We start from the raw sequence: 23,899 nt of genomic DNA, 5'->3' as shown, positions 1-23,899 counted from the left end.
AGCGTTCTGTAAGCCTGTGAAGGTGAGTTGAGAAGCTTGCTGGAGGTATCAGAAGTGCGAATGCTGACATGAGTAACGATAATGGGTGTGAAAAACACCCACGCCGAAAGACCAAGGTTTCCTGCGCAACGTTAATCGACGCAGGGTTAGTCGGTCCCTAAGGCGAGGCTGAAAAGCGTAGTCGATGGAAAACAGGTTAATATTCCTGTACTTCTGGTTATTGCGATGGAGGGACGGAGAAGGCTAGGCCAGCTTGGCGTTGGTAGTCCAAGTTTAAGGTGGTAGGCTGGAATCTTAGGTAAATCCGGGATTCTAAGGCCGAGAGCTGATGACGAGTGTGCTTAGGCACATGAAGTGGTTGATGCCATGCTTCCAAGAAAAGCTTCTAAGCTTCAGGTAACCAGGAACCGTACCCCAAACCGACACAGGTGGTTGGGTAGAGAATACCAAGGCGCTTGAGAGAACTCGGGTGAAGGAACTAGGCAAAATGGCACCGTAACTTCGGGAGAAGGTGCGCCGGTGAGGGTGAAGCATTTACTGCGTAAGCCCACGCCGGTCGAAGATACCAGGCCGCTGCGACTGTTTATTAAAAACACAGCACTCTGCAAACACGAAAGTGGACGTATAGGGTGTGACGCCTGCCCGGTGCCGGAAGGTTAATTGATGGGGTTAGCTAACGCGAAGCTCTTGATCGAAGCCCCGGTAAACGGCGGCCGTAACTATAACGGTCCTAAGGTAGCGAAATTCCTTGTCGGGTAAGTTCCGACCTGCACGAATGGCGTAACGATGGCGGCGCTGTCTCCACCCGAGACTCAGTGAAATTGAAATCGCTGTGAAGATGCAGTGTATCCGCGGCTAGACGGAAAGACCCCGTGAACCTTTACTATAGCTTTGCACTGGACTTTGAATTTGCTTGTGTAGGATAGGTGGGAGGCTTTGAAGCGTGGACGCCAGTCTGCGTGGAGCCAACCTTGAAATACCACCCTGGCAACTTTGAGGTTCTAACTCAGGTCCGTTATCCGGATCGAGGACAGTGTATGGTGGGTAGTTTGACTGGGGCGGTCTCCTCCTAAAGAGTAACGGAGGAGTACGAAGGTGCGCTCAGACCGGTCGGAAATCGGTCGTAGAGTATAAAGGCAAAAGCGCGCTTGACTGCGAGACAGACACGTCGAGCAGGTACGAAAGTAGGTCTTAGTGATCCGGTGGTTCTGTATGGAAGGGCCATCGCTCAACGGATAAAAGGTACTCCGGGGATAACAGGCTGATACCGCCCAAGAGTTCATATCGACGGCGGTGTTTGGCACCTCGATGTCGGCTCATCACATCCTGGGGCTGAAGCCGGTCCCAAGGGTATGGCTGTTCGCCATTTAAAGTGGTACGCGAGCTGGGTTTAGAACGTCGTGAGACAGTTCGGTCCCTATCTGCCGTGGACGTTTGAGATTTGAGAGGGGCTGCTCCTAGTACGAGAGGACCGGAGTGGACGAACCTCTGGTGTTCCGGTTGTCACGCCAGTGGCATTGCCGGGTAGCTATGTTCGGAATAGATAACCGCTGAAAGCATCTAAGCGGGAAACTAGCCTCAAGATGAGATCTCACTGGGACCTTGAGTCCCCTGAAGGGCCGTCGAAGACTACGACGTTGATAGGTGGGGTGTGTAAGTGCTGTGAGGCATTGAGCTAACCCATACTAATTGCCCGTGAGGCTTGACCATATAACACCCAAGCAATTTGCGATGAAGCAGATTGAGGTGTGTGAAGACGACACAACCGAAAATTGGCAAACCCACAGATCTATCACATCCCCATTCGCTGAACCGGGCGTCCTGAAAGGGATACGCGGGTCGGCTACTGAATTTCTTGACGACCATAGAGCATTGGAACCACCTGATCCCATCCCGAACTCAGTAGTGAAACGATGCATCGCCGATGGTAGTGTGGGGTTTCCCCATGTGAGAGTAGGTCATCGTCAAGATTAAATTCCAGAACCCCTGATCGCTTACGCGTTCAGGGGTTTTGTTTGTGCGCCTAATAAATTTAGCTCATGAGAATAGCTTGAGTACGTTGTTCATTGCATCGTCGGCAAACCCCTGCAAGAACGCTTGAAATGCTACAGGCGAATCAGGCCAGTCAGCAGAGGGTTCGCCCACGATGCTCCAAGTTGCGATGCAATGCTCATCCCCTTGTGGTATTACCGACATGGACGCCCAAAGGTTGCCGACGGGCAATGTGGTGTAGATCAAGGACCACGTCATAAAAAGCGCTACATCGTCACGTGAATTGAGCTGCTCAATGACTACATTGCCGTCCTTGAAAAGCTTTTTGCGCACAGAGCGAACGCCAGTGCCGTTCATCTCGCAAGAATCGAGAGCTGGGATAAATGCTGGAAATCCTGCGAAGTTGCCGACAACCTCCCACACACTTCGCGCATCGCTCGGGATGCTTACAGCAGATACTACTCGCTCATTATCCAGATTTTTGATCAGCGTATCGGGCCGCAGAAGGCCTAGACTATTGATCTGATTCATTTTTTTCTCCATCAGAATGATTAGATAAAGTCGATTTCTTTCAGGTAATCGCAGCCTTTGCGCAACAGCGCATCGGTCTTCAACGGATAACGCTCGCCCATCTCCTGTATACCGGCTTGAGCGTTCTCGTACTTGATCGTGGAAATGTCGCCGATGTCTTCTTCAAAGCCACCGAGATAGAAGCCCAAAACGCCGAACAGCGCATTTTGGCTATCCACTCGACGCAGCTGTTGTTGCCATTGGGCGACACCCACCATTTGGAAATCTCGGCCTGCCGCGCGGAATGCAGCCACATAGCGACTCCAGCTCAGAGGCTCAGGATTATGCAGATTGAATATCGCGTGATTGGGCTGATAGCGCCCGGCTTGGAAGCCGATAAAGCGAGCAAGAAAATCCACCGGCATCAGGTCGAAATTCATGGCGAACTCTGGAACCTGGCCAAGCTGGATTGACCCTTTAAGCATGAGCATGAGCCGATTTTTATGAGGCTGACAAACGCCGGTTACACTGTTGAACGCAATATTGCCCGGCCGGTAAATATTCACCCAAGCCCCTTGGTCCCGAGCACTTTGAAGAATGCGCTCAGCAACCCACTTAGAAAGGTTATAGCCGTTCTTGATATAGATAGGCGGAGTGCTAGCAGCTGCCTGTTCTAGTACATTGCCTACTGTGTCGACTGCACTAGACGCCGAAAGCGTCGATATGAAATTAAAGATCTTCTTGCTGCGGCCCTCACACAACCGCAAGCATTCAAAAATGGGTTCGACGTTGTCTTTGATCAGCGCTTCATAGTTCTGGACATGGTTAACATTAGCCGCGCTATGCACCAAAACCCCGAAGTCACAATCAATGCGCTCATACACTTCAGGACTTAGGCCCAATAGCGGCTGCGTAATGTCAGCGGGGTAGACAGTCACTCTGCTGAAGTCCAGATGGTCCAAGCGATTTTCCCTTAGCGCCTGCGCGTCTAGTCCGCCGCTTTCACGGACTAAGCACACTATCTCGGAGGCTCCCCATGCCAATAGCGCTTCTACAATGTGTACCCCGAGAAAACCGTTAGCTCCCGTGACCACAACCTTGTGTACATCGCCTAACTGACTAACGGGCACACTCGTCAATTCAAGGTCAGGATTGGCGTCTCGCAGCGCTCGCGGGCTGACGGTATAGCTAGACGATTGGGTGCCATCGTTATCGATAAGCGCTGCTAACGTGAGCAACGTAGGAGCCTCAATAAAGCGATTGATCGAGACACTGCGTCCAAACTGTTCGCGAATGTCCAGTAGCATCTGTGACAGCAGAATCGAGTGACCTCCAAGGGTAAAGAAACTTTCATCAGTGGAAATGTCGCCCGCTGGCATCTCCAGCAAATCAGCCCAGAGATCCAACAACTGTCTTTCAACCAATGTCTGCGGCAAACGCCGCGCCAATCCGTCAACGAAACTCACGGGTAGCTCCAGCAACGCTTTGCGATCAACTTTACCGTTGCTGGCGAATGGCATGTTCATCAATTCGGTGTAGGTCGTGGGTCGCATGTAATCCGGTAATTGCTGTTCAACATGTGTTCTGAGCGATTGGCGAGAAGGTTCTGCCTCGCCTTGAGGTTGCGCGACAAACGCCAGAATGCGTTGCTGCGCATCAATCACCACCGCAATCTGTCGATACAGCTGACTGGCGCGCAGGCAATGTTCAATCTCTTCAGGTTCGACTCGAAAACCGCGAATCTTCACTTGATTGTCGCGCCTGCCGCACAGCTCGATACCCTCTGCAGTCCACCTCCCGATGTCACCGGTGCGATATACCCGTACATTTCGGCCGTCCGGCATTCCAAGCGTAGGATAACGATCTTCGGTTAATGTCGGATTGTTCAGGTAGCCCAGACATACCCCAGGTCCAGCAATAAACAGTTCGCCAGGCGTATTTTCCGGTACTGGCTGAAGTTGCTCATCGAGGATGTAAATTTGGCTGTTTGCTATCGGCTGGCCCAAGTTTCGATTGCTGCTTCCCGGCTCGAAGAGCCTCGACGTAATCAGCACTGTTGCTTCGGTGGGGCCATACAGGTTGTAGAAACGGCATTGCCCGGCGAGCCGCTCAATGACGTAAGGCTCGCAGACGTCCCCCCCAGTCATGAGGTGCTCAAGACCCAGCGGTTGATCCAGCGGAAGGATGCTCAGCAACGCAGGTGGTAAAAAAGCATGGCTGATGCCTTGCTTAATCAGGTTGATCAGCAACAACGGATCGCGCCGCTGATCTTCGCTGGGTACCACCAGTTCCGCGCCACTGAGTAGAGTCGGAAAAATGTCGATCACCGATGAATCGAAACTCAGCGTCGAGAATTGAAGCACGCGGCTATCTTCGGACAGGCTCACATGCTCGGCGTACCAGGCTGTGAAATGGCTAAGATTGCGCTGACTCAGCAGCACGCCTTTGGGGTGCCCGGTGGTGCCGGAGGTATAGAGCGCCATGCATGGCGCGTTGGAGGCGGGTCTTTGGCGCATGAGTGAGCGAGTAGGATCGGTGTCGTCTGCTCCCAATTGGCTTATATCTAATCCCGGCCATTGATCACTCAGGGCACAGTGCCCGTCGTGCAGTAACAATATTGCGCCCGCATTTTCCAAGATATAGCGCTGACGTTGGAGTGGTTGACAGGGGTCTAGTGGCAAGTACACAGCACCGCTGCCAAGAATCGCGAGAATACCTGCAAACAATGCCGGTGACTTCGGCAAGCAAATGCCAACCACGGGTGGGCTTTCATCGGGCGCCAACATGCGTTTTGATAACAAGGCCAGAAGCCGTTGCTGGATTGCCAGGCTATGCGCATGCAGGGTGCCGTATTTGATTTTACGGCCTGCGATGTCCAGCGCGGTCCGCTCGGCAAACCGTAAGAAACTCTGATCCAGTCGCTCCACTAAGGGTATTTCGGCTAGGGCCAACAGGTGCAGTTGATCGGTGCGGTTGAAGTGATGATCGAAGGCGAGCTGCTCAAGCATCTTTAAGCCGTGTTGTTCCGCTAAGTGCGAAGCTCCGGCTAAAGGTGCGCGAAGAAAATACCCCCCGTCACGGGCCAAACGACCGATATCTACCGCGACCGTATCCACCAGCGTCGCAATGGCTGAGTCGCGTAGCATTCGGCCATTGCCCGAGCAATCAGCTGTAAGTGGAATTCGCGATATCAATCGTTGCGCCTTGGCCGTACCGAACCAACAGAGCAATTCCAGCTGCGGTAAACCTTCCTTTTTGAGCGGGCCCACACCGACGCGGAGACTCAAACGGGCCTGCGCGGTGAAAGCTGTTTCCTGCGCTAAAGTCAAAATAAGGCTCTGGTCTTCAATGAGCAGGCACCCTTCGCTAAAAAGGCAATGATCAAGATTTTGCTCTGCCGTTAGGCGGTATACACAATGCCCATGCTGCTCCAACTCCATAGCTAACTCATTCAAAGCCAGGCTATGACCTAAGAGTGCAATCTCCAGACGTTTCATAGCGGGCTCCCTTGGTTAACCGAGTGGCTTGGCAGATAATCCTTTAGCGCTCGCCGGACGCAGGGCGCATCCAGCATCGAGCTGCTTTTGAAGAAGCGCACAATGTTGCCCACCATCGGGTGATGGCGATTAATCGGAAAGGTCACTGCCTGGGTTTCGTTTATGAGTTGTTGCTTGATCATGTCGGCAATGGGCAGATGATCAATCAAGTCGTAATCGAAGCCTTTCTGGATGTCGTTGATCAGGTATTGCCGGATAAAGACCGGCATGATCTGTGCGATGCATTCGCGATCCAATTCTGGTGTAGCGTTCCAATAAATGCTCACCAGTCGCGACCAAAAACCGGAATGTCTACCTTCGTCGAGCAAATGGTCAGCCATCAGCCCCTTGATCGATTGCTTCACTGAGTCGTCTTTGGCAAAGGCGGCCACATCGTTGGTCACCGTATTCTCGGCGATGGCCACGCAAATCAGTTCTACGGCACCGCGCAGGTGTTCGGGGGCTAAAGCCAGTGCACTCGGAATGGCTCTGCTCAATTCAATTTCACCTGGCAAATCGATCGGCTTAATACCGGTCAGGGCAATGGTTTGTTGCATGAAATCCATCGCGACCAACGCGTGGTAATCCTCATCCACTACAACCGTCATTGCGTCGTAACGGCATGCAAAGGGGAATCGAATCGGAAAGCTATTTTTGGCGATACAACGGGCTGTTTTATCGACGATTTCCGTCTCGAAAATCACAACATCGTTAATAAATTTATAGAGGCTCTGCACCAACGCAAAATCACGCAGGTGAGGACATTCGCGGCTAAACGTTTCACTGAGTACTAAGGGCTGGCGGCTCAACGGATAAATCAGTTTTTCGTCGTTTTCGACCACTCGGCGGGGGCGTGTGCGAATCGTTGCGCGCGCCTCCCAAGTATCGGCGAATGACACATAGTTTTCGGCGTTCATGCGTTGGCCTCCATTTGTTCGGTGCGCATGCTGACGCGCAGCCTGTCCCAAAACACGATCCGGCTCTCTACGGCTGCAATGGCCGATTCGTAAACCTCGCGCTGACGTTGCTCGTCGCCGTCAATCAGGCTTGCTAACAGTGCTTCGGCTGCCGGGCCGTGGTCTTCGGCGTCGACTTCGATGTGGCGTTTCAGGTAATAGCGCAAGGTGGGTGCTTGCTCGGCGGTGATGTTCCAGTCGTCGAGGATGCGCTTGAACATCAGCGGAATGACGCTCTCCCGGCCATGTAAGAAAGCGGCGGCGACATGGTGGACAGGGGCACGTAACGCAGTGTTGAGGGTCTGTTTGACGAAGCCGCATGCGGCTTGCCCTGCATTGACACTACGCAGCGCAGCTTCATAGCCGACGCCCTTCTTTTGCAGCTCAACAAAACGCTCAATCGGGTGAGTATTGGCGCCGACCTCCCGCATAGCGTCCAGGTACAATTCGAAATGGCTACAGTGACCTTGGGTCAGCGTGTTGTCCGACTCCTCACCCAGCACGATCTCATTGATCAGTCGCGCAGCCTTCGGGTCTTTCGGAGGTAACCACGGCAGCTGCATACACGTCAGCTCTTGCTGCAGCCGCTTGGTCAAAGACATGAAGTCCCACACTGCAAATACATGCGTTTCCATGAAACGTCTTAGTACAGCGATCGAGTCTATTTCCGAAAAAATAGGGTGAGTGCCAAGTTCCGATTTTTTACAATCGAGAATATATTTTTGTCCAGTCATGAAAGAGTCCTTAGTTGGAAAGACAAGTCACTACTAAACCAGGTAGTCATAACAGCGTAACGATACCTGTCCATGTTAGGGGCAAACTAAACTATTAGGGCATTACCCTAATATAAACTGTGGGCTCGCGCAGTACCCTTATCTAGAGCCTTGCCAGTATTGCATAACGTCGAAACGGTACGGTTCGCTGCGAAGCTTTACTAACTACGAATAAAACTTAAAACACTTTAAAAGCGGCAGGCAAGTATTTTTTAAATTATTTTTTATTCGATGTTTTTCGAATGATAGTCCCCTAATAAAATCAATTGGCTTGGTTTTATTTGGGTGTGAGCCTACCTTCCGACGTATTAAAGTCAGAACAGTTATTAATGAGTAAATACTGCACCCATCATTGCTCAGTGGCGAAAAGTTATATTTTGATATTTCGGGCGACTGGCTTTGCCCGTTCGACAAGCTCCTTGGATGTCTCCATGTGTTTGAACATCCTGCGGGGTGCCAGCGAAATCTGCCTGTAGGCAATTACCCTCTGGCTATCCATGCCTTTTATTACCAAGGTCCAATCTTTGTCTGATTGCGGGCACACGCTTTCCTACACCGGAATAAAGGCTGCGACAGTAACGAATGGATCGGAGTCGCAATGTCGCCGATAAAGAAAGGCGTGCAATGCTAAATGTAAAGACGACAGTGAAGCTTATTTATCGGCGGGGCGCCGTAAATATGGGGGCGTCCCGTGATTCCCCGGTTCGAGAACCGCAACCAACCCGGCGGGCTCTGTCTATCGCCAGCTCCGTGCAAGCATCAATATCGTCTCCGGGCGCAAACAGTCAGATACGGTTTCCTTTGCGCTCGCCGACAGTTCTCGCAGACACCGGAAGATTGTCCTTTAGGTATCGATTAATCGCGTCCACGCCACGATTTAGGTGGCGCTCCAACAGATTCACAGCTTTATCGGTCGCCTTTTCAGAAACGGCATTCAACAGCGCCCAATGGTCGTCTTGCGCCAGTTTTCCTAGGCCCATGGCCGAAAGATTGAATCGCAGAAACCGCTCCTCTTCTTTGAGGCCTTCATCAATCAGGCGTAACAGTTTCGTATTAGGCGCTTTGGCATAAAGTGCCATATGGAAAAGACGGTTTAATCGGCCCATCTGGCTGTAGTCGATTTCGACTTCAAGCATCTCGATAAAACCACTTGCAACGGCGATATCGTGCTTGTCCAGCAACGGGATCGATAGCCGCAGTGCTTCGGACTCCAGCAATCGTCGCAGTCCATACGCCTGCGTCGCGTCGTCGCCCACCAGTGGAGCGACGACGGCACCTTTATGTGGTTCAACGCGCAATAGTGATTGCGCTTCCAACTGACGTAACGCTTCTCGAACCGGCATGCGGCTAACGCCAAATAACGTAGCCAATTCTTGCTGGCGTAGAGCCATGCCGCTGGGAATGCGGCCATCCAGAATGGCGTTGCGCAGCTTTTCCTCAATGACGGTTCTGGCTAGGTGAGACGGCGGTTGCTCATGTCCCAGGATGGAACTCAAATAGGTCTCGTTGTCAGGTTTTTGCATACCCATACTCCTATAGCAATGGGGTCAGTGGATCGATCCTCACTAGGAAGTGCCAGGATGCTCGTAGAGCTTTTTAAAAATAGCCGGTAAATGGTCGGCAGCTCGATTTTATTTGAGCGTTTCTGATTCAGAAAAAATACAGAATCGTTTCCGCTCCGGCTAACCGCGTGATCAGGTGCGAAAAATAGTTTACAGCGCGTTTTTAAGCCCTCGCACACTAGACATCTGGTGAGCGCTGATTGAGCGATGCCATTGTTTTCTGCAGGGCAAACCCGCACCATCCAGCAGTTACCGGTACCGTACGGACTAACTCCAAGTGGCGGCACGTTTTCCTTCTAATTGGTCGAGAGGCGCCCGACGTTTTGGGTGTTTGACCTTCTTCGCGCTGCTTCTGGTCGGTGCAGTCTGGGCGAGCGGCCTGGAAGTCGATTGGAATTTTCGCGCTATCAGTCGTAATGCTGAAACGTTATATGGTCCTTTAGGTGAAGGTCGTTATCGAATAGACGCTTGGCAGCGGCTATTGTCGACAGAGAAACAAGCCAGTGAAAAAGAAAAACTCGAAGTAGTTAATCAATTTTTTAACCATCAGATCCGTTACGTAGAAGACATTGATAATTGGCACCAGGTCGATTACTGGGCTACCCCTATTGAGTCGCTTTGGAAGGGCGCCGGTGATTGTGAGGACTATGCGATCGCCAAGTATTTCAGCCTTCGGCGCTTAGGAGTGTCAAACGACAAATTGCTGATTACCTATGTTAAAGCCCTGCGCTTGAACCGTGCACATATGGTGTTGACATACTACTCAAGCCCTAATGCCGAACCGCTAGTACTCGACAGTCTCATCAATGAAATCAAACCAGCCAGCCAACGAATTGACCTACTGCCGGTCTATGCCTTCAACGCCGAAGGTCTTTGGTTGCCAGGCGTCAAGGGTAATAAAAGGGTGGGTGATACGAAACGATTATCACGCTGGCAAGATGTGTTGAGAAAGATGCACGCCGAAGGTTTTCCGGCCGAGCCTGATCTCTAGGGGAGAGTCCTGATGTCTCTGTTTAAACAGTTAATGCTAGCAATCTGCCTTTTTCTGGTCGTCGCCTTTAGCGGCAGTTTCATGGTCAGCGTTGAAAGTTCGCGGGCGCAATATGTAAATCAATTGCGCTCCCATGCGCAGGATGCTGCGACTTCTCTGGCGCTATCGCTGACGCCTAATATAGACGACCCAGCAATGATTCAGTTAATGGTCACTTCTATCTTCGATAGTGGCTATTATTCGAGTATTCGTGTCATAGACCTCGCCACCGAAAAGGTCATCGTTGAGCGCTCCGGCGTAGCCGACAGCGCCTCCGTACCGACTTGGTTCGTCAAGCTAATAGGTCTTGAAGCAGCAGGCGGTGATGCCATTGTCAGCCGTGGCTGGCAGCAAGCGGCTCGCGTCGAGGTTGTTAGCCATCCGATGTTTGCATTGGCCAAACTTTGGGACAGTGCGCTGGGTAGCCTTGGTTGGTTACTGGCCTGCGGTCTGGTCAGTGCGGTGTTGGGCGCTTTATTATTACGCCGACAGCTTAAACCCCTCGATTACATGGTTGCGCAATCTCACGCCATCGCTCGACGTGAATTCCTGAGCCTGCAGGAACTGCCGCGCACCCCCGAGCTGCGTAGAGTGGTCCAAGCCATGAACCAAATGGTTGAGAAACTTAAAGCGCTGTTCCAAGAAAACACTGATCGCAGCGAAAAACTACGTATTGAGTCTTATCAGGACAGTCTTACAGGCCTAGCCAATCGTCGCTATTTCGAAATGCAGCTCAACGCTCAACTCAGCAATCAGGAGGACGCCCGCTCGGGTTATCTATTGTTGTTACGTATCCAGGACCTGGCCGGCTTGAACCAGCGAATGGGCGGCAAGAGCACGGACCAGCTGCTTCAGGCGGTCAGTGAGCAACTTATTCGGCAATGCTCACATTACCCGGAAACCACGAACCGGATTACCCGAATTAGAGGGGGTGAGTTTGCCGTCTTGGCCCCCGGCATGATGAGGGCCGAAGCCCTGCAATTGGCGCAAGATCTGGAAGGCTCGCTGCTAAGTCTCCAGGCCACCGGAGCATCGGACGTTAGTCCCGTGGCTCATATTGGTCTGGCGCCCTACAGCCCTGGCGACTCGCCGCAAACACTGCTGGGACTAGGGGATCAAGCGTTATCTCAAGCCGAAATCGAGGGTGAGCGCAGTTGGAGTTGTATCGAACACAGTGCAGTCGTCAGTTTGGGCGACGATCAGCATGCCTGGAACTCGTTGCTAGATCAGGCGCTGACTCAGCGGCGTTTTCAGCTGTTTTTCCAGCCTGTCGTAAGCAGCGGCAATCCGGAACAGGTGCTGCAGTACAAAGTGCTGTCCCGTCTGCTGGATGACCAGGGGCAGACGATTTCCGCTGGGCGGTTCCTGCCGTGGCTGGAGCGCTTCGGCTGGTCGATGCGCCTGGACCAGCTGATGTTAGAGCTAGTTCTGCAGCAGATGCCTCAGCATGAGCAGGCGCTGGCCTTAAACCTCTCAGCAGCGACGTTGGCTGATCCTGTGGCGCTGAATAAAGTATTCGAAACATTGAAACAGCATTCGCGATTAGGAGACAGATTGACGCTTGAGGTGGGTGAGGAGCAATTGCCCTCGCAAGAAGTGCTTGAGCAACTTTCCCGTCGCCTGCGCGAGTTGGGATTCTCACTGGCGGTGCAGCACTTCGGCGGTCGTTTTAGCATGATTGGCAACTTGGCCCAGTTGGGACTTGCTTACCTGAAAATAGACGGCAGCTATATTCGTGCCATTGACGAAGAAAGTCACAAGCGTCTGTTTATCGAAGCCGTTCAGCGTGCCGCGCACAGTATTGATTTGCCACTAATCGCCGAGCGTGTTGAAACTGAGGGGGAATTCAGGGTCATTCGCGAGATGGGTATACAAGGCGTACAAGGTCAGCTATTTGGACGGCCGGCGCCATGGAGTTAAACGCCACGAGGATTGACCCCCTATCAGATCAAACCTGTCTCATCATCGTTTATTAAATGACTCAAGCCGCCGAGGGCTTCGCGGGCCTGGGTCCGATCCATCACCTTGGCTTGTGCAGCTGGCGGTAAATCGGTGACACGAATTACCCCCTTGCGGGTCAAAACCTGAATTAAGTCATCAAGTACCCGAATCATCTCCATGTCGCTTTGCTTAAGTTGACTCAAGCGACTATCTACCACTTTGTTAGCGTACCAAGCTTGGATTACATGGTCGTCGGGCGGCAACATATCAGTCGATTCGGCAAACGGCGCAGCCTCTACACGAACAAGTACACCCTGAGCATCGCGTTGAACGTAGAGCATTGGAAATCCCTCATCGAATTGAACAGATGACCGCGTCGGTGCTTACAGCATAGGCGTTTGGCGCAAAGATGCTGAGTCGATGCACGAGGGGTAGGAATGATACTTTTTCTGCGGGGGCCAATTTATTCGAGAAGGGAAAGCGCGCTATACCTCACTCACTGCGCTGCTGTTTCCGAATAAGCTCGGCCCCATAGACGCCGAATCATTAACCTATCAACGCACAACTCGACCCGACACAAAATGCGCAACGTCGTTGTAGCCCGGTGTTGATGCGTGCCCTGGTGTCACCAGCGAATCAATGAATGCTTCGTCTTCCGTGGTGATTTTGACGCTATGGGCTTTGATGTACCCGTCCCACTGTTCCTCGGTGCGCGGCCCAACGATGGCAGACGTAACCGCCGGATTATTCAGCACCCAGGCTATAGCGAACTCGACGATGCCGACGCCTTTCTCTTGGGTGTACGCCTGAATTTTCTGCGCGATACGCAGCGACTCAACCCGCCACTCGGTTTCAAGAATGCGCTTGTCCTGACGTCCCGCTCTGCTGTTGCTGTCAGGCGTGACATTCGGTGCATATTTGCCACTCAGAACTCCACGGGCTAAGGGGCTGTACGGTACGACACCAAGACCGTGGAAGGTGGCTGCCGTAATTTGTTCAAGCTCGGCCTGGCGATTGGTTATGTTGTAGAGCGGCTGGGTGATCACCGGTTTATCCACGCCCAATCGCTGGGCGATATTAACGATTTCAGCAATACGCCAGCCTCGGAAATTGGACACGCCCCAATAGCGGATCTTGCCTTGACGCAGCAAGTCGCCGATGGCCGAAACGGTGACCTCCAGCGGCGTAGTGTGGTCCTCGCGGTGCAGGTAATAGATGTCCACATAATCGGTGCCCAACCGGCTCAAACTAGCGTCGATGCAGTTGAATATATGCTTGCGACTCAAGCCGCTGTTGTTCGGCGTGATGCCGGGGTGAGGGGATCCGACCTTGGTTGCCAAGATCCAGTCGCTGCGGCGTGACGCAATGGCCTCACCGACGATCTCCTCAGAACGCCCATTGTTATAAACGTCCGCTGTATCAATGAAATTGACACCTTGATCCCAGGCTTTGTCGATAATGCGCAGGGACTCTTCGGTGCCGGTTTGCTCACCAAACATCATCGAGCCTAGGGTCAACGTGGACACGCGTAGGCCGGACTGGCCGAGAATTCGATAAGTCATGCTCAAGATCCTCTTCAAATGGTGTTTAAAGGAGGCAACGGAGTTGCGGCGGATTATCGTAACCACCGTCCTCAATCCTTCTACCTTTGTCAAATACCGCAAAGCGATGCTGACTATCGATTGCTATATCGCATTTTCCTATCGTTTTAAAATGAGCCGGGCAGACGCCTCGGGTTGAAGGCAATGCAGATACTGGGATTATGAGCTGACGATATGTTCTTAAAACTCAGGCAAACCCCACGCTGCTAGCGGAAACTCCTCAAGCGACTGCAGGCACAAATCGGCATGACGGTATTGCTCGATAGGCATATGTGAGTCAGGCACCGCGACCGCAAACATCCCCGCAGCTTTGGCCGCCGTTACGCCAAACGGAGAGTCTTCGAACACCAAGCAATCCATTGGGTCCACGCCCAGGCGGCGGGCCGCGACCAAGAAAATATCAGGCGCAGGTTTAGCGGCACCGACTTCCGGGTCGTCAGCAGTCACAACCGTTTCGAACAGCTCGAACCATTGGCGGTGCAAGGTGGTTTTAGCGTTGAAATAATGAATCGATGAGCTGGTGCCTACCGCGATAGGGATGTTGTGCGCCGCCAAGTGACGGACCAGCGCCTCGGCACCTGCCATAGCGGCGGCGTGCGGAAAACGTTCGTCCAGCAGCGGTTCGCGAACGGTCAGGAACTCATCGATGGACAGCGGTAAGTCCAGGGCGCCAATTACGTAGCTGGCAAAATCCCGCGCGCCACGGCCAATGGTGTTCTGCTTAAGTGTCCAGTCAAACGAGCGACCGTAGCGGTTTGCAATCATGTCAGTGACTTCGGTGTAAATTCCCTCGGTATCCAACAGCAGACCATCCATATCGAAAATAACAGCCTTGATGGAGCCAAATTTCTGGAACTGCTGAGTCATTGCATCTGATCCCGTTTTCAAATCCGGACACCAGCCTACCTTCCGGGGGAAGACCGTGGCTAGCGGCGGATGATAATCTGCTCCGCTTACCGATAGCCAAGCACGCGGGAGAAAGATGAAAAAATCAGTGAAGATTGCAATGGGCGTTGTCATCGCGGTTGGTGCATTGAGTTCTGCCGGGGCTTGGTACACCGGTACTCAGCTGGAAGGCGTTTTGCACACGGCAATCGCCGAGGCCAATCGCCAGATTAAATCCTCCCTTAACGGTTTTGATGGCAGCGTGACGCTGGAACTGGTCTCCCTGGATCGCCATGTGTTTAACAGCACAGCGCACTACCGGGTAAATATCAAAAGCGCAAAGCTGGGCAAAGGTAACGAAAATATTGAGCTGTTGTTCGTCGACAATGTCGAACACGGGCCGCTGCCATGGTCGCGGGTGAAGTCGTTAAACCTGATGCCGATCATGGCGGCCAGTAATTACGAGATCGAGAAAAACTCGGTTACCGAAAAATGGTTCGCCCTGACCAATGGGGCCGCACCGCTTAAAGGTCACACCGCTATAGGCTATAACTACTCCACTGAAGGCACGCTTGAGCTTCTGCCTTTGGATATTGATTCGAAGAGCGGCACGTTTAAATTCTCCGGGATCAATCTGTGGTTGCAGGCCAGTGCCAACGCCGAAAAAGTTAAAGTCACGGGCCTACTCGACAGCTTAATAGCCAATATGCCTGCGGAGCAGGGCCAGGTAAGTTTCAATATTCACAACTTATCCTTTAATACAGGCGGGACCAAAGGCGCTTCAGGTTTCTACCTGGGACACAGCGACTTTAAAATTGCCCAGTCAGGCATCCAGATCGGTGATAAACCGCCGGTGGAACTCAAGAATTTTGTCAATACCAGCTTGGTGCAGGAAGAGGGCGGTAATCTTTCTGCGCAAGTGGCCTACGATATCGACATGATTAACTATGGCGGCAAGGACTTTGGTACAGCGCAAATGTTGTGGAAGTTCGGCAACTTTGACGTAGCATCGACTCAATCGCTTTACACGCTTTACCAGAAAAAAATTCAGCCGCAACAACAAGCCGCCGCCATGGCTGGCGTACCATTAAAGTTGCAACTGAGCGATGCTGACCAGGCGCAGATGAATACTGAATTGGCGAAACTGTTGGCCGCCAAGCCGCACATTGAGCTCGAAAAAATCTCACTTAAAACTGCCAATGGCGAAAGTCATTTAAGTGTTGCTATGGACTTGAATAATCCAGGTTTGCTTGACCAGCCGGTGCCTGATCTGGTCAATAAAATGCTCACCAAACTGGATGCCAAATTGCTGTTGTCCAAACCGATGATCAAGGATCTGGCCACCCAGGTAGCCGCCCTCAACGGTCGGACCGATCTGAAGGTCATCGAGCAACAGGCGCAGGGAGCAAGTGAGGCTGTGGGCGTTATGGCAGTCATGTCGCAGTTAGCCAAGGTCGAAGGTGAAAACGTAGTCTCCAATTTGCACTATGCCGATGGCATGGCGGACTTTAACGGCCAGAAAATGACGGGCATACAGTTGGTTAATTTGATCGGGAGCAAATTTACCGCAATGAGTGGCGCAGGGCAGTAAGCGATACGCAAGAACTCCTGCGGGGGTGGAGGTGAACCTTGTTTTTTGCAAGGCCATGGGCTGGCGATACGCCTTAGGTATTAGTGTCAAAAGCTGTCTCGTCAGGTAACATTTTCCCGCGTTCGACTTACGGGATTCCGATGGACACCTTTCAAAATATGCGTGCTTTCAGTTTGGTTGCCCAGACAGGAAGTTTCACCGCTGCAGCAGAGCTTATGGACAAAACAACGGCCAATATCTCCAAGGCCGTTTCCCAATTAGAGGCTCACCTCCATACCCGTCTCCTCAATCGAACCACTCGGCGAATAGCCCTGACGGAAGCCGGAAAACGATATTTGGCTCGTTGCGAGCGCATCCTCGAAGACATTCTAGATGCTGAAACCGAAGCCAGTGTCGCTCAAGCCAAGCCGGCCGGAAATCTGAAAGTGCATGCCATGTCGGGCGTCGGCACCCATTACGTGATTGCTGCCATTGCGCGCTACCGTGAGACTCATCCAGAAGTAACTTTTGATCTGACCCTTTCCAATAAGCTCCCGGACTTGCTGGAGGAAGGCTTTGATGTCTCGATTCTGATCGCTAGCGACCTACCGGACTCTGGCTTCATTTCGCAGCGACTCGGCATTACCTATACTATTCTTTGCGCTTCACCCAGTTATATTGAAAAAAATGGTCAGCCGAGCTCGCCTGCAGAGTTGCTTGAACACGATTGCTTGCGCATTGTTAACGCTGCGATTCCTCAGGAAAAGCTGATTTTCAACGGCCCGGATGGCGAGGAAACGGTGATCATTTCTAGGTTTCCGTTCCATGTAAACACTGCTGATGCCATGACAGTGGCCATTCAAAGCGGCATGGGCATCGGCGTTCAGCCGGTCTCTTCGGCGATTGATGGCCTGCGCAACGGAACGCTGGTTCGGATCCTGCCCAGGCACCGGTTGCAAGAGACGAACCTCTATGCGGTCTACCCGTCACGGCAGTTTCTGGATGCGAAAATCAAAACCTGGGTCGAGTATCTGCGTGAGTCGGTCCCGCTTTTTTTAGCTGCACATGAAGGCGACTTGAAGACTCACACGGTCTATTAGGCAGGCTGTCTTGCGACAATTCTCGCGACCCGTTCCAGCGCAATTTTTAGCTGCGACCTGTCACTCGCGGCACACAAGCTGATGCGTATCGCGTGAATGTCGTTTTGCTTTACCGCGAACACCTCCGCTGGCACTACGTCGACGAGGTCTGCGCGGCAGGCTTGGGTTAGCGTCATCGACGGCAGGTCGCTAGTGATCCATACATGGGGAGAAGGGTTTAGTTGCTGGTACAACGCGTCCCCAAGAATTTTCTTCGCTAAACGCCAACGCTGGATAGTTTCTTCTGTCTGCCACTTCAATCGGCGCTGTGCGGTACCGTCGCTTATCCACTGACTGGCGATGCCCAGACACAGCGGTGAAATGCCCCAATGAGTGGCCTGTGCGTGGGGATCGATTAGTTCGAGAACCGATAGGTCGGCCGCCATCCAGCCGACGCGCAAACCGGGCGCCACTGTTTTTGACAAGCTGGTGACCAGCAGGCCGCGCTTGCCCAGCAGTCGGATCAGTGGCGGCGTAGTGGTCAGTGCGCCGTATACATCGTCCTCAATAATCAACAAGTCGTGCTGGTGTGCGACCTCGGCGATTTCCAATTGGCGTTGTAATGACATGATGGTCGATGTCGGGTTCTGCAGCGTGGGTGTGAGTACTACGACTTTTGCGCCGGTCGCGCGCGCCATGCGATCAAGCTCGTCTGGGATGATGCCGTGGCGATCAAGGGCAATTCCATGCAGCGGTAAACGTAATTGGCGACCCGCCGCCTTGATACCTGGTGCAGTGAACGCCTCCACTAACACCGGCTCACCTGGCTGACAAAGCGACAGCAATGCCATGAACAACCCGTGCTGAGCTCCGTTGCAGAGCATGACGTTCTCCGGCGGCACGTTCAGGCCCCGAGCGTTCAGCCACGCCGCGCCTTGAGCTCGACCGAACGCTAAATGGTCTGCACTCAGGTAATTTTGTAGCTGTTGAGCTCGTCTGCCGTTGATAAGGTTGGAGAGGGCAGCCACTTCGTCCTGGCTGTCCTCATTGGTGACTGGCACGTTGGTCGATAAATCAATCACGTCCGAGCGCTCGCTGGGTTGCTTAAGCCGAAACAGCGTCGCTTCCTTGCTCCCGGCCAGCACATAGGTGCCTCGTCCTACTTCACCCGAGACCAAATGCCGACGCGCCGCCTCGCGATAGGCTTGCATCGTCGTGCTCGGGTTTAACCCCAGATTCCAAGCCAAACGTCTTTGCGGTGGCAACCGTTCACCCACGGTAAGCTCACCGCTTTCTATCGCTTTGGTAATTGCCTCCACCAACGCCAAGTATTTTGGTTGGCCTGAATCCTTTAGAGTCGGCGTCCACATTTATTGTTGCTCATGCAATATAAAATTTAACCCATACAATGCTCTGCGCCTAAGATCAGGTCAACCCGCCTCACTTACCTAAGCACGGTGCTCTATGTTTGACCTTATCGCGTTGCGCCAAGCTGCACATACTATCCGCCCCTTTATTCCTGCGACCCCGCAGTACGCCTGGCCACGCTTGGCTGAACGTTTGGGTTGCGAGGTGTGGGTCAAACACGAAAACCACGCACCGACTGGCGCATTCAAAGTGCGTGGTGGTTTGCTCTACGTTAAGGGCTTGCTCGCGCGCAAACCAAACGTGACTGGGTTGGTGACGGCCACCCGTGGCAACCATGGACAAAGTTTGGCGATGGCGGCCCGAAACGCAGGTCTGCCAATCATAGTCGTCGTACCCCTAGGCAACTCCCAGGAGAAAAACGCCGCCATCCGCGCTATGGGCGCACAGTTGATTGAATACGGCCAGGACTTCGATGAAGCCCGCACCGAAGCGGCACGGCAGGCAGAACAACACGGTTACGAAAGCGTCCCTGCGTTTCACCCGGATTTAATCCGAGGCGTTGCGACCTACGCACTGGAATTGCTGGAAGCAGTACCGAATTTGAAAACTGTCTACGTCCCCATCGGCATGGGTTCGGGCATTTGCGGGTTGATCCAGACGCGGGATTTGCTGGGTTTGAAAACCGAAATTGTCGGCGTCGTCTCCGAACATGCTGACGCCTATGCCCTAAGCATTGAGCAAGGGAAAATTATCGCAACCGACACGGCCAATACCTTCGCCGACGGTATAGCCTGCCGCATCCCTTTACCGGAAGCATTCGAAATAATCCGCAACGGTGCGGCACGGATCGTTCGCGTCAGCGAACATGACATTGCCAGCGCTATCTGCATTTTTCACGAAGACACGCATAACACCGCAGAAGGGGCCGGGGCAGCGGGGTTGGCGGCGCTGGTGAAAGAGCAGAGTCGGCAGAATGGGCAGAAGGTTGCCGTGATATTGAGCGGGGCGAATATTGATCGTGAAGTTTTTGGGCGGGTACTGGGTGGCGCAGTGAACTAACTTCGCCGCCTATTGAAGCTGCTGCGCAGCAGATACGGTCCCAGTGAGGCGGGCTTGCTTGCGATAAACTGCGTAACAATCGTAAATCAAGTCGCTTGATTTTCAGTTGGAGCTGGCTTGTGTGTTCGGGGCGACGTTGTTCTGTCGCGGTTAAGTTCGCCCCTAAACCAGCTTGTAAGCCTGTTATCTAAAGCCCGACATCCAACTGCTTTGCCAGCTTTTCAATAAACTCAATACAGTCATTTGAGCTGGTATCAACTACAAACTCTGGCGTCAGAGGCGCTTCGTATGGGCTGTCGATCCCGGTAAAGTTTGTGATTCGTCCTTCTTTCACTGCTCGATAGAGACCTTTTGCATCACGGCGGGCACATTCGGAAAGAGGGGTGCTGACGTGAACTTCATAGAACTCATTGTCGGCAAAGCCTTGCCTGCTAGCGTCCCGATCTGCGCGAAATGGCGAGATGGCAGAGACAATAACAATCAGACCTGCGTCCACCATGAGTTTGGCCACTTCACCGATGCGCCGCACGTTTTCATGGCGATCTGCGTCAGTCATGCCCAAGTCTTGGCAGAGTCCTTGGCGCAGCCGATCACCATCCAATAGATAGCTGTGCATGCCACGGGCTTGTAAGGCTTGATCCAGTTGGTTGCCCAATGTGGATTTGCCCGCACCGGACAAACCGGTAAACCAGACGCAGCAAGCGCGTTGCTGCTTCATGCTCGCCCGAAGTGCTTGGCCGACAGCCAGTTTGGGCGCGATGATCAGGGGTAATACATTATTATTCATAGGAGAAAAGTTCGTAATCACGGGCGTATACCTCGCGCACTTTGCGCCGGGATGCAGCAGAGCAAAAGTCGCGGTTTTCGTCGTGTTTTCCTGGGCTACGGTTGATATGCTGGAGCTCGGCTTTAACATTCAAGTGTTCGCACAGCGACAGAAAATCGGGGATGAGGCTTTCTTGCCGGCCAATGAAATCAACGTCTATTGAACCTATCGAGTTTTCTAAAAAACGATGCTGTGGGACGAAATGTATTTGTTTTGAAATGTTTTCCGGGTGCAGCCAATTGTCGATAAACGCGTCGAAACTGGGGTATTTATTGACCAGCTCAAAGGCGGCTTTATCACGCCGTTGAGTATTGTTTAGCAGGTAATTATAAGCCGACCAAGCGCGTTGCAACGGATCACGCACGAAGCCAAATTTTAGATAGTGCGCGTAACGTTCTGGGAATTGCTTCTCATACCAATACAGCGGCATGTGGCCGGTAGGGGTGTCGCCAAAAAGCGACATTGCGACGCTGCTGCCCGCGCATTTGGGGACGTGGATGAACACGCATTTAAGCTCGTCGAAGACCTGAGGAAATCGGATTCTGCCAGAAAGCGCTTTATCCACGACCTGCCTGTCAATTATCGAAAGCCGCTCAAGCAATAATTCTCGCTGCACCTTTGGAATCAACTTCCAAAACAAGCGGGTCATAGCGGTGGCCTGTAACTTAGGATTAATTAGTCGCCATGATACAGGCAGGAAATTCCGTTCGGTAATATTTGCACACAATTTACACTCAAATTGTAGCCGGCGGAAAATGTGAATTTTTCGTCAAAAAAATATTAGTAATTGTAGGCATTAGTGAGCGACATCGGCCGTCGCTGCATCGCCATCGTAGACGGTTTTTGTCGCTGCTTTGATCACATCAGGTTGCTACCAATGGGCCGAGGACGCTGATGGCTCATGTGTACCGCATCGGGTTGTGAGTCCCCGGAAGGGGCACGATTTACCGAATCTTACGGGCAAAGAATGGGCGTTATTTGAGGAGTTGCAAGATTAGCCGGATTCGGGGCGGGTTGTGATTGAAGCAGTAATGGGGTTGGATGTGTAGAGCTGGCGTTGCGCGAGCGGTGTGATTGCTTTGAGCGTGTTCGTCACCGTAGACGCTGCAGAAGACTGCTATGGTGGTGTGCCACTCAACAGACCATTCGCTCTGTGGATACTGCTCAAGTTACTGAATTCACTGATATGTTTCCTTTGAAAGAACCGCCGAGCTGACGTGTACAGATGGCGCTGCCGGTTGTCGACGAAAGGTCTGAATCGTCAATCACGCACATGCTCGTTTGGATACCTAAACCTATGAATGCGCTGTGCAGCATGCTATTTATGATCAAGAAAATTAAGTGATATCAAAATGGCATCATTCTAGAGGTGAGCCTTTTTGCCTGCTATTCAGCTGTACCGACAAACACTCACGATTAATTTATATCCGCGACGGCTCTTCGGGTCCGAGTCAGGAGCAACTGCATGCGCAATAAAATATTTGGCGAACCAGTCATTCTGGTGGTTGACGATCAAGCTACCGACATCAGAATTCTGACAGAGGCGGTGCGCGATCTAGGTCAAGTATATTTTGCTATCGATGGTTGTTCCGCATTGGAAGCAGCCCGGCGCTGGCGACCCGATGTCGTTTTACTCGACATCCAGATGCCAGGTATGAATGGTTTTGCGGTGTGCAAAGCGCTCAAGTCCGACCCGAAGACCTGTGACAGTGCTGTTATTTTCGTGACCTCCCACACGCAAACTGAAAACGAGCTAAGGGCCCTCGATTACGGCGGTGTCCATTTTTTGCAGAAGCCGCTAAACATTCCGGTAGCTCGTGCGCACATCAAGGCGCATATCGCACTTCGTAGTGAAGCAAAAAAACTCGCCAACCATGATGCGTTGACTGGACTTCCCAACCGTACCTTGTTGTACGACCGCACTGATCAGGCGATGCAGCAAGCTCGGCATAGCGGAGGACAGGTCGCCTTGCTAATGATCGATTTGGATAATTTCAAAGCGATCAACGATGCTGTCGGCCATGCGATCGGTGATGGGGTATTGCAGGTGATCGCCACTCGCTTGAATGACTATGTGCGGTCGATCGACACGGTTAGTCGCGAAGGCGGGGACTCGTTTATGGTCCTTATGCCGGAAGTCGAGAATTTCGATGCGGTGGGTGATTTTTCTGCGCAGCTGCTCTCGATCATCAGCAAGCGGATTTGTGTTGAGGATCTGTACTACGAAGTCTCGGCGAGTATTGGCATTGGTTTGTTCCCAGATGATAGTGACACGCTGGAGTCGCTGTATTGGCATGCCGATACAGCCATGTATCAAGCAAAGCAACAAGGTAGAAATCGCTACTGTTTCTTTTCGGCAGAAATCGAAATCAGTATGCGTACCAGGCACCGGCTTGAGCTCAGTATGCGAAGCGCTCTAGAAGATGGTGACTTTCAGGTGTTCTACCAAACTAAGGTGGACGTCAGGACCCGCCAAGTAGTTGGCATTGAGGCGTTGGTTCGATTGTGCCGTAGTGGCGTCGTTGTGCTTCCAAATCAATTCATTCCGCTGGCAGAGGAAACGGGATTGATCATTCCCATTGGGGAGTTTGTTCTCAGGCAGGCCTGTTACGACACCAAGTCGCTGTTCGAGCGCGGTCACGCAATTCCGGTTAGCGTCAATATTTCAGCCAAACAATTTCAGGTCCGCTCATTCCTTGAGACGGTTAAGGCCGTTCTCGAAGAGTCGGGGCTGGAGCCCAACATGCTGGAACTGGAAATAACAGAAGGTGTTTTAGTCCAGGATATCCATACCACCTGCGAAACACTGTCGGCGCTGAGGGATATGGGGGTACGCATTTCGGTGGATGATTTCGGTACGGGATATTCAAGCCTCGCGTACTTGAAGCGCTTTCCTGTAGACACTTTAAAAATTGATCAAAGCTTCGTGCGGACCATGATGGAGGACAAAAGCGATGCAGCCATCGTTGCCACGATTATCAAGCTCGCCCAGGTCCTTGGGCTGGAGCTGGTCGCGGAGGGTGTAGAAACCGAAGAGCAGGCGCAGGCGCTCTTATTGTTGGGCTGTCATGTCATGCAAGGCTATCTCTATTGCCGTCCTATACCGTTTCTCGGACTGTCTGTTCTCCTCGAAAAGGCAAATAGTGGAGACGGTCAAGGCCCCGCGCTTGCTCATGAAAAAGGGCCTGCGCAATGACGACGGTTTCTGTTG

General features: G+C 52.5%; 17 protein-coding genes and 2 rRNA genes (1 of these 19 running past the window's edge). 8 read left to right on the top strand and 11 right to left on the bottom strand.

Annotated elements, in window-relative coordinates; translation table 11 throughout:
• Positions 1 to 1,710: ribosomal RNA gene (locus tag RGW60_RS18305) — 23S ribosomal RNA — on the top strand; it begins 1,181 nt to the left of the window's first position.
• A 144-nt stretch (positions 1,711 to 1,854) separates the two neighbouring features.
• Positions 1,855 to 1,970: ribosomal RNA gene (gene rrf / locus RGW60_RS18300) — 5S ribosomal RNA — on the top strand.
• Between the two features lie 67 nt (positions 1,971 to 2,037).
• On the opposite strand, the gene RGW60_RS18295 is transcribed toward rrf, so the two are convergent.
• From RGW60_RS18295 to RGW60_RS18275, 5 genes are all read right to left on the bottom strand, one after another.
• Positions 2,038 to 2,523: an SRPBCC family protein gene (locus tag RGW60_RS18295; protein WP_322205900.1), complete on the bottom strand. Its 486-nt coding sequence runs from the start codon at positions 2,521 to 2,523 to the stop codon at positions 2,038 to 2,040.
• A gap of 20 nt (positions 2,524 to 2,543) precedes the next feature.
• A complete protein-coding gene (locus RGW60_RS18290) occupies positions 2,544 to 5,999 on the bottom strand; it encodes a non-ribosomal peptide synthetase (protein WP_322205899.1) in 3,456 nt (1,151 codons plus the stop codon).
• Positions 5,996 to 6,955 carry a diiron oxygenase gene (locus RGW60_RS18285; protein WP_322205898.1) on the bottom strand — a complete coding sequence of 320 codons (960 nt, stop codon included), beginning with the start codon at positions 6,953 to 6,955 and terminating at the stop codon, positions 5,996 to 5,998. Before RGW60_RS18285 ends, RGW60_RS18290 begins: the two co-directional genes overlap by 4 nt.
• Positions 6,952 to 7,728, bottom strand: a complete 777-nt coding sequence (locus tag RGW60_RS18280) for a DUF3050 domain-containing protein (protein ID WP_322205897.1) — start codon at positions 7,726 to 7,728, stop codon at positions 6,952 to 6,954. The genes RGW60_RS18285 and RGW60_RS18280 overlap by 4 nt, the downstream gene beginning before the upstream one ends.
• Before the next feature lie 824 nt (positions 7,729 to 8,552).
• Entirely contained in the window at positions 8,553 to 9,290 is a 738-nt protein-coding gene (locus RGW60_RS18275; RefSeq protein ID WP_322205895.1) for a GntR family transcriptional regulator, read from the bottom strand.
• Positions 9,291 to 9,660: 370 nt separating this feature from the next.
• On the opposite strand from RGW60_RS18275, the gene lapG reads away from it, so the two are divergent.
• On the top strand, positions 9,661 to 10,320 hold the full coding sequence (gene lapG / locus RGW60_RS18270) for a cysteine protease LapG (protein ID WP_322205894.1): 660 nt from the start codon (positions 9,661 to 9,663) through the stop codon (positions 10,318 to 10,320).
• Positions 10,321 to 10,332: 12 nt separating this feature from the next.
• Complete coding sequence (lapD, locus tag RGW60_RS18265; RefSeq protein WP_322205893.1) at positions 10,333 to 12,279, top strand: cyclic di-GMP receptor LapD; 1,947 nt, start codon at positions 10,333 to 10,335, stop codon at positions 12,277 to 12,279.
• Between the two features lie 23 nt (positions 12,280 to 12,302).
• Here lapD and RGW60_RS18260 read toward each other — a convergent pair whose 3' ends face one another.
• From RGW60_RS18260 to RGW60_RS18250, 3 genes are all read right to left on the bottom strand, one after another.
• Complete coding sequence (locus tag RGW60_RS18260; RefSeq protein ID WP_322205892.1) at positions 12,303 to 12,641, bottom strand: tryptophan synthase subunit beta; 339 nt, start codon at positions 12,639 to 12,641, stop codon at positions 12,303 to 12,305.
• A 213-nt stretch (positions 12,642 to 12,854) separates the two neighbouring features.
• Positions 12,855 to 13,862 carry an aldo/keto reductase gene (locus RGW60_RS18255; protein WP_322205891.1) on the bottom strand — a complete coding sequence of 336 codons (1,008 nt, stop codon included), beginning with the start codon at positions 13,860 to 13,862 and terminating at the stop codon, positions 12,855 to 12,857.
• A 219-nt stretch (positions 13,863 to 14,081) separates the two neighbouring features.
• The gene (locus RGW60_RS18250) at positions 14,082 to 14,768 is read right to left on the bottom strand and encodes an HAD-IA family hydrolase (RefSeq protein WP_322205890.1); all 687 of its coding nucleotides are present in this window, start codon (positions 14,766 to 14,768) and stop codon (positions 14,082 to 14,084) included.
• 115 nt (positions 14,769 to 14,883) lie between these two features.
• Here RGW60_RS18250 and RGW60_RS18245 point away from each other — a divergent pair, with 115 nt between their 5' ends.
• Together RGW60_RS18245 and RGW60_RS18240 are read left to right on the top strand one after the other, a co-directional pair.
• Positions 14,884 to 16,377: a YdgA family protein gene (locus RGW60_RS18245; protein WP_322205889.1), complete on the top strand. Its 1,494-nt coding sequence runs from the start codon at positions 14,884 to 14,886 to the stop codon at positions 16,375 to 16,377.
• 140 nt (positions 16,378 to 16,517) lie between these two features.
• A complete protein-coding gene (locus RGW60_RS18240; protein WP_322205888.1) occupies positions 16,518 to 17,456 on the top strand; it encodes a LysR family transcriptional regulator in 939 nt (312 codons plus the stop codon).
• Here RGW60_RS18240 and RGW60_RS18235 read toward each other — a convergent pair.
• A complete protein-coding gene (locus RGW60_RS18235) occupies positions 17,453 to 18,805 on the bottom strand; it encodes a PLP-dependent aminotransferase family protein (protein WP_322205887.1) in 1,353 nt (450 codons plus the stop codon). The genes RGW60_RS18240 and RGW60_RS18235 overlap by 4 nt on opposite strands.
• A gap of 94 nt (positions 18,806 to 18,899) precedes the next feature.
• On the opposite strand from RGW60_RS18235, the gene RGW60_RS18230 reads away from it, so the two are divergent.
• Positions 18,900 to 19,862 (top strand): threonine dehydratase, encoded by a 963-nt coding sequence (locus tag RGW60_RS18230; RefSeq protein ID WP_322205886.1) that lies wholly within the window; start codon positions 18,900 to 18,902, stop codon positions 19,860 to 19,862.
• A 187-nt stretch (positions 19,863 to 20,049) separates the two neighbouring features.
• Here RGW60_RS18230 and cysC read toward each other — a convergent pair whose 3' ends face one another.
• Together cysC and RGW60_RS18220 are read right to left on the bottom strand one after the other, a co-directional pair.
• Positions 20,050 to 20,649 carry an adenylyl-sulfate kinase gene (cysC, locus tag RGW60_RS18225; protein ID WP_322205885.1) on the bottom strand — a complete coding sequence of 200 codons (600 nt, stop codon included), beginning with the start codon at positions 20,647 to 20,649 and terminating at the stop codon, positions 20,050 to 20,052.
• Entirely contained in the window at positions 20,642 to 21,337 is a 696-nt protein-coding gene (locus tag RGW60_RS18220; RefSeq protein WP_322206965.1) for a sulfotransferase family 2 domain-containing protein, read from the bottom strand. The genes cysC and RGW60_RS18220 overlap by 8 nt, the downstream gene beginning before the upstream one ends.
• Positions 21,338 to 22,153: 816 nt before the next feature.
• Between RGW60_RS18220 and RGW60_RS18215 the strand changes: the two genes are divergently transcribed.
• Positions 22,154 to 23,884, top strand: coding sequence for an EAL domain-containing protein (locus tag RGW60_RS18215; protein ID WP_322205884.1), 1,731 nt, complete (start codon positions 22,154 to 22,156; stop codon positions 23,882 to 23,884).
• Positions 23,885 to 23,899: the final 15 nt, after the last annotated feature.

The sequence above is a fragment of the Pseudomonas sp. AB6 genome (assembly GCF_034314105.1).
Classification (GTDB): Bacteria; Pseudomonadota; Gammaproteobacteria; order Pseudomonadales; family Pseudomonadaceae; genus Aquipseudomonas.
This window is presented reverse-complemented; position numbering and strand designations above follow the sequence as displayed.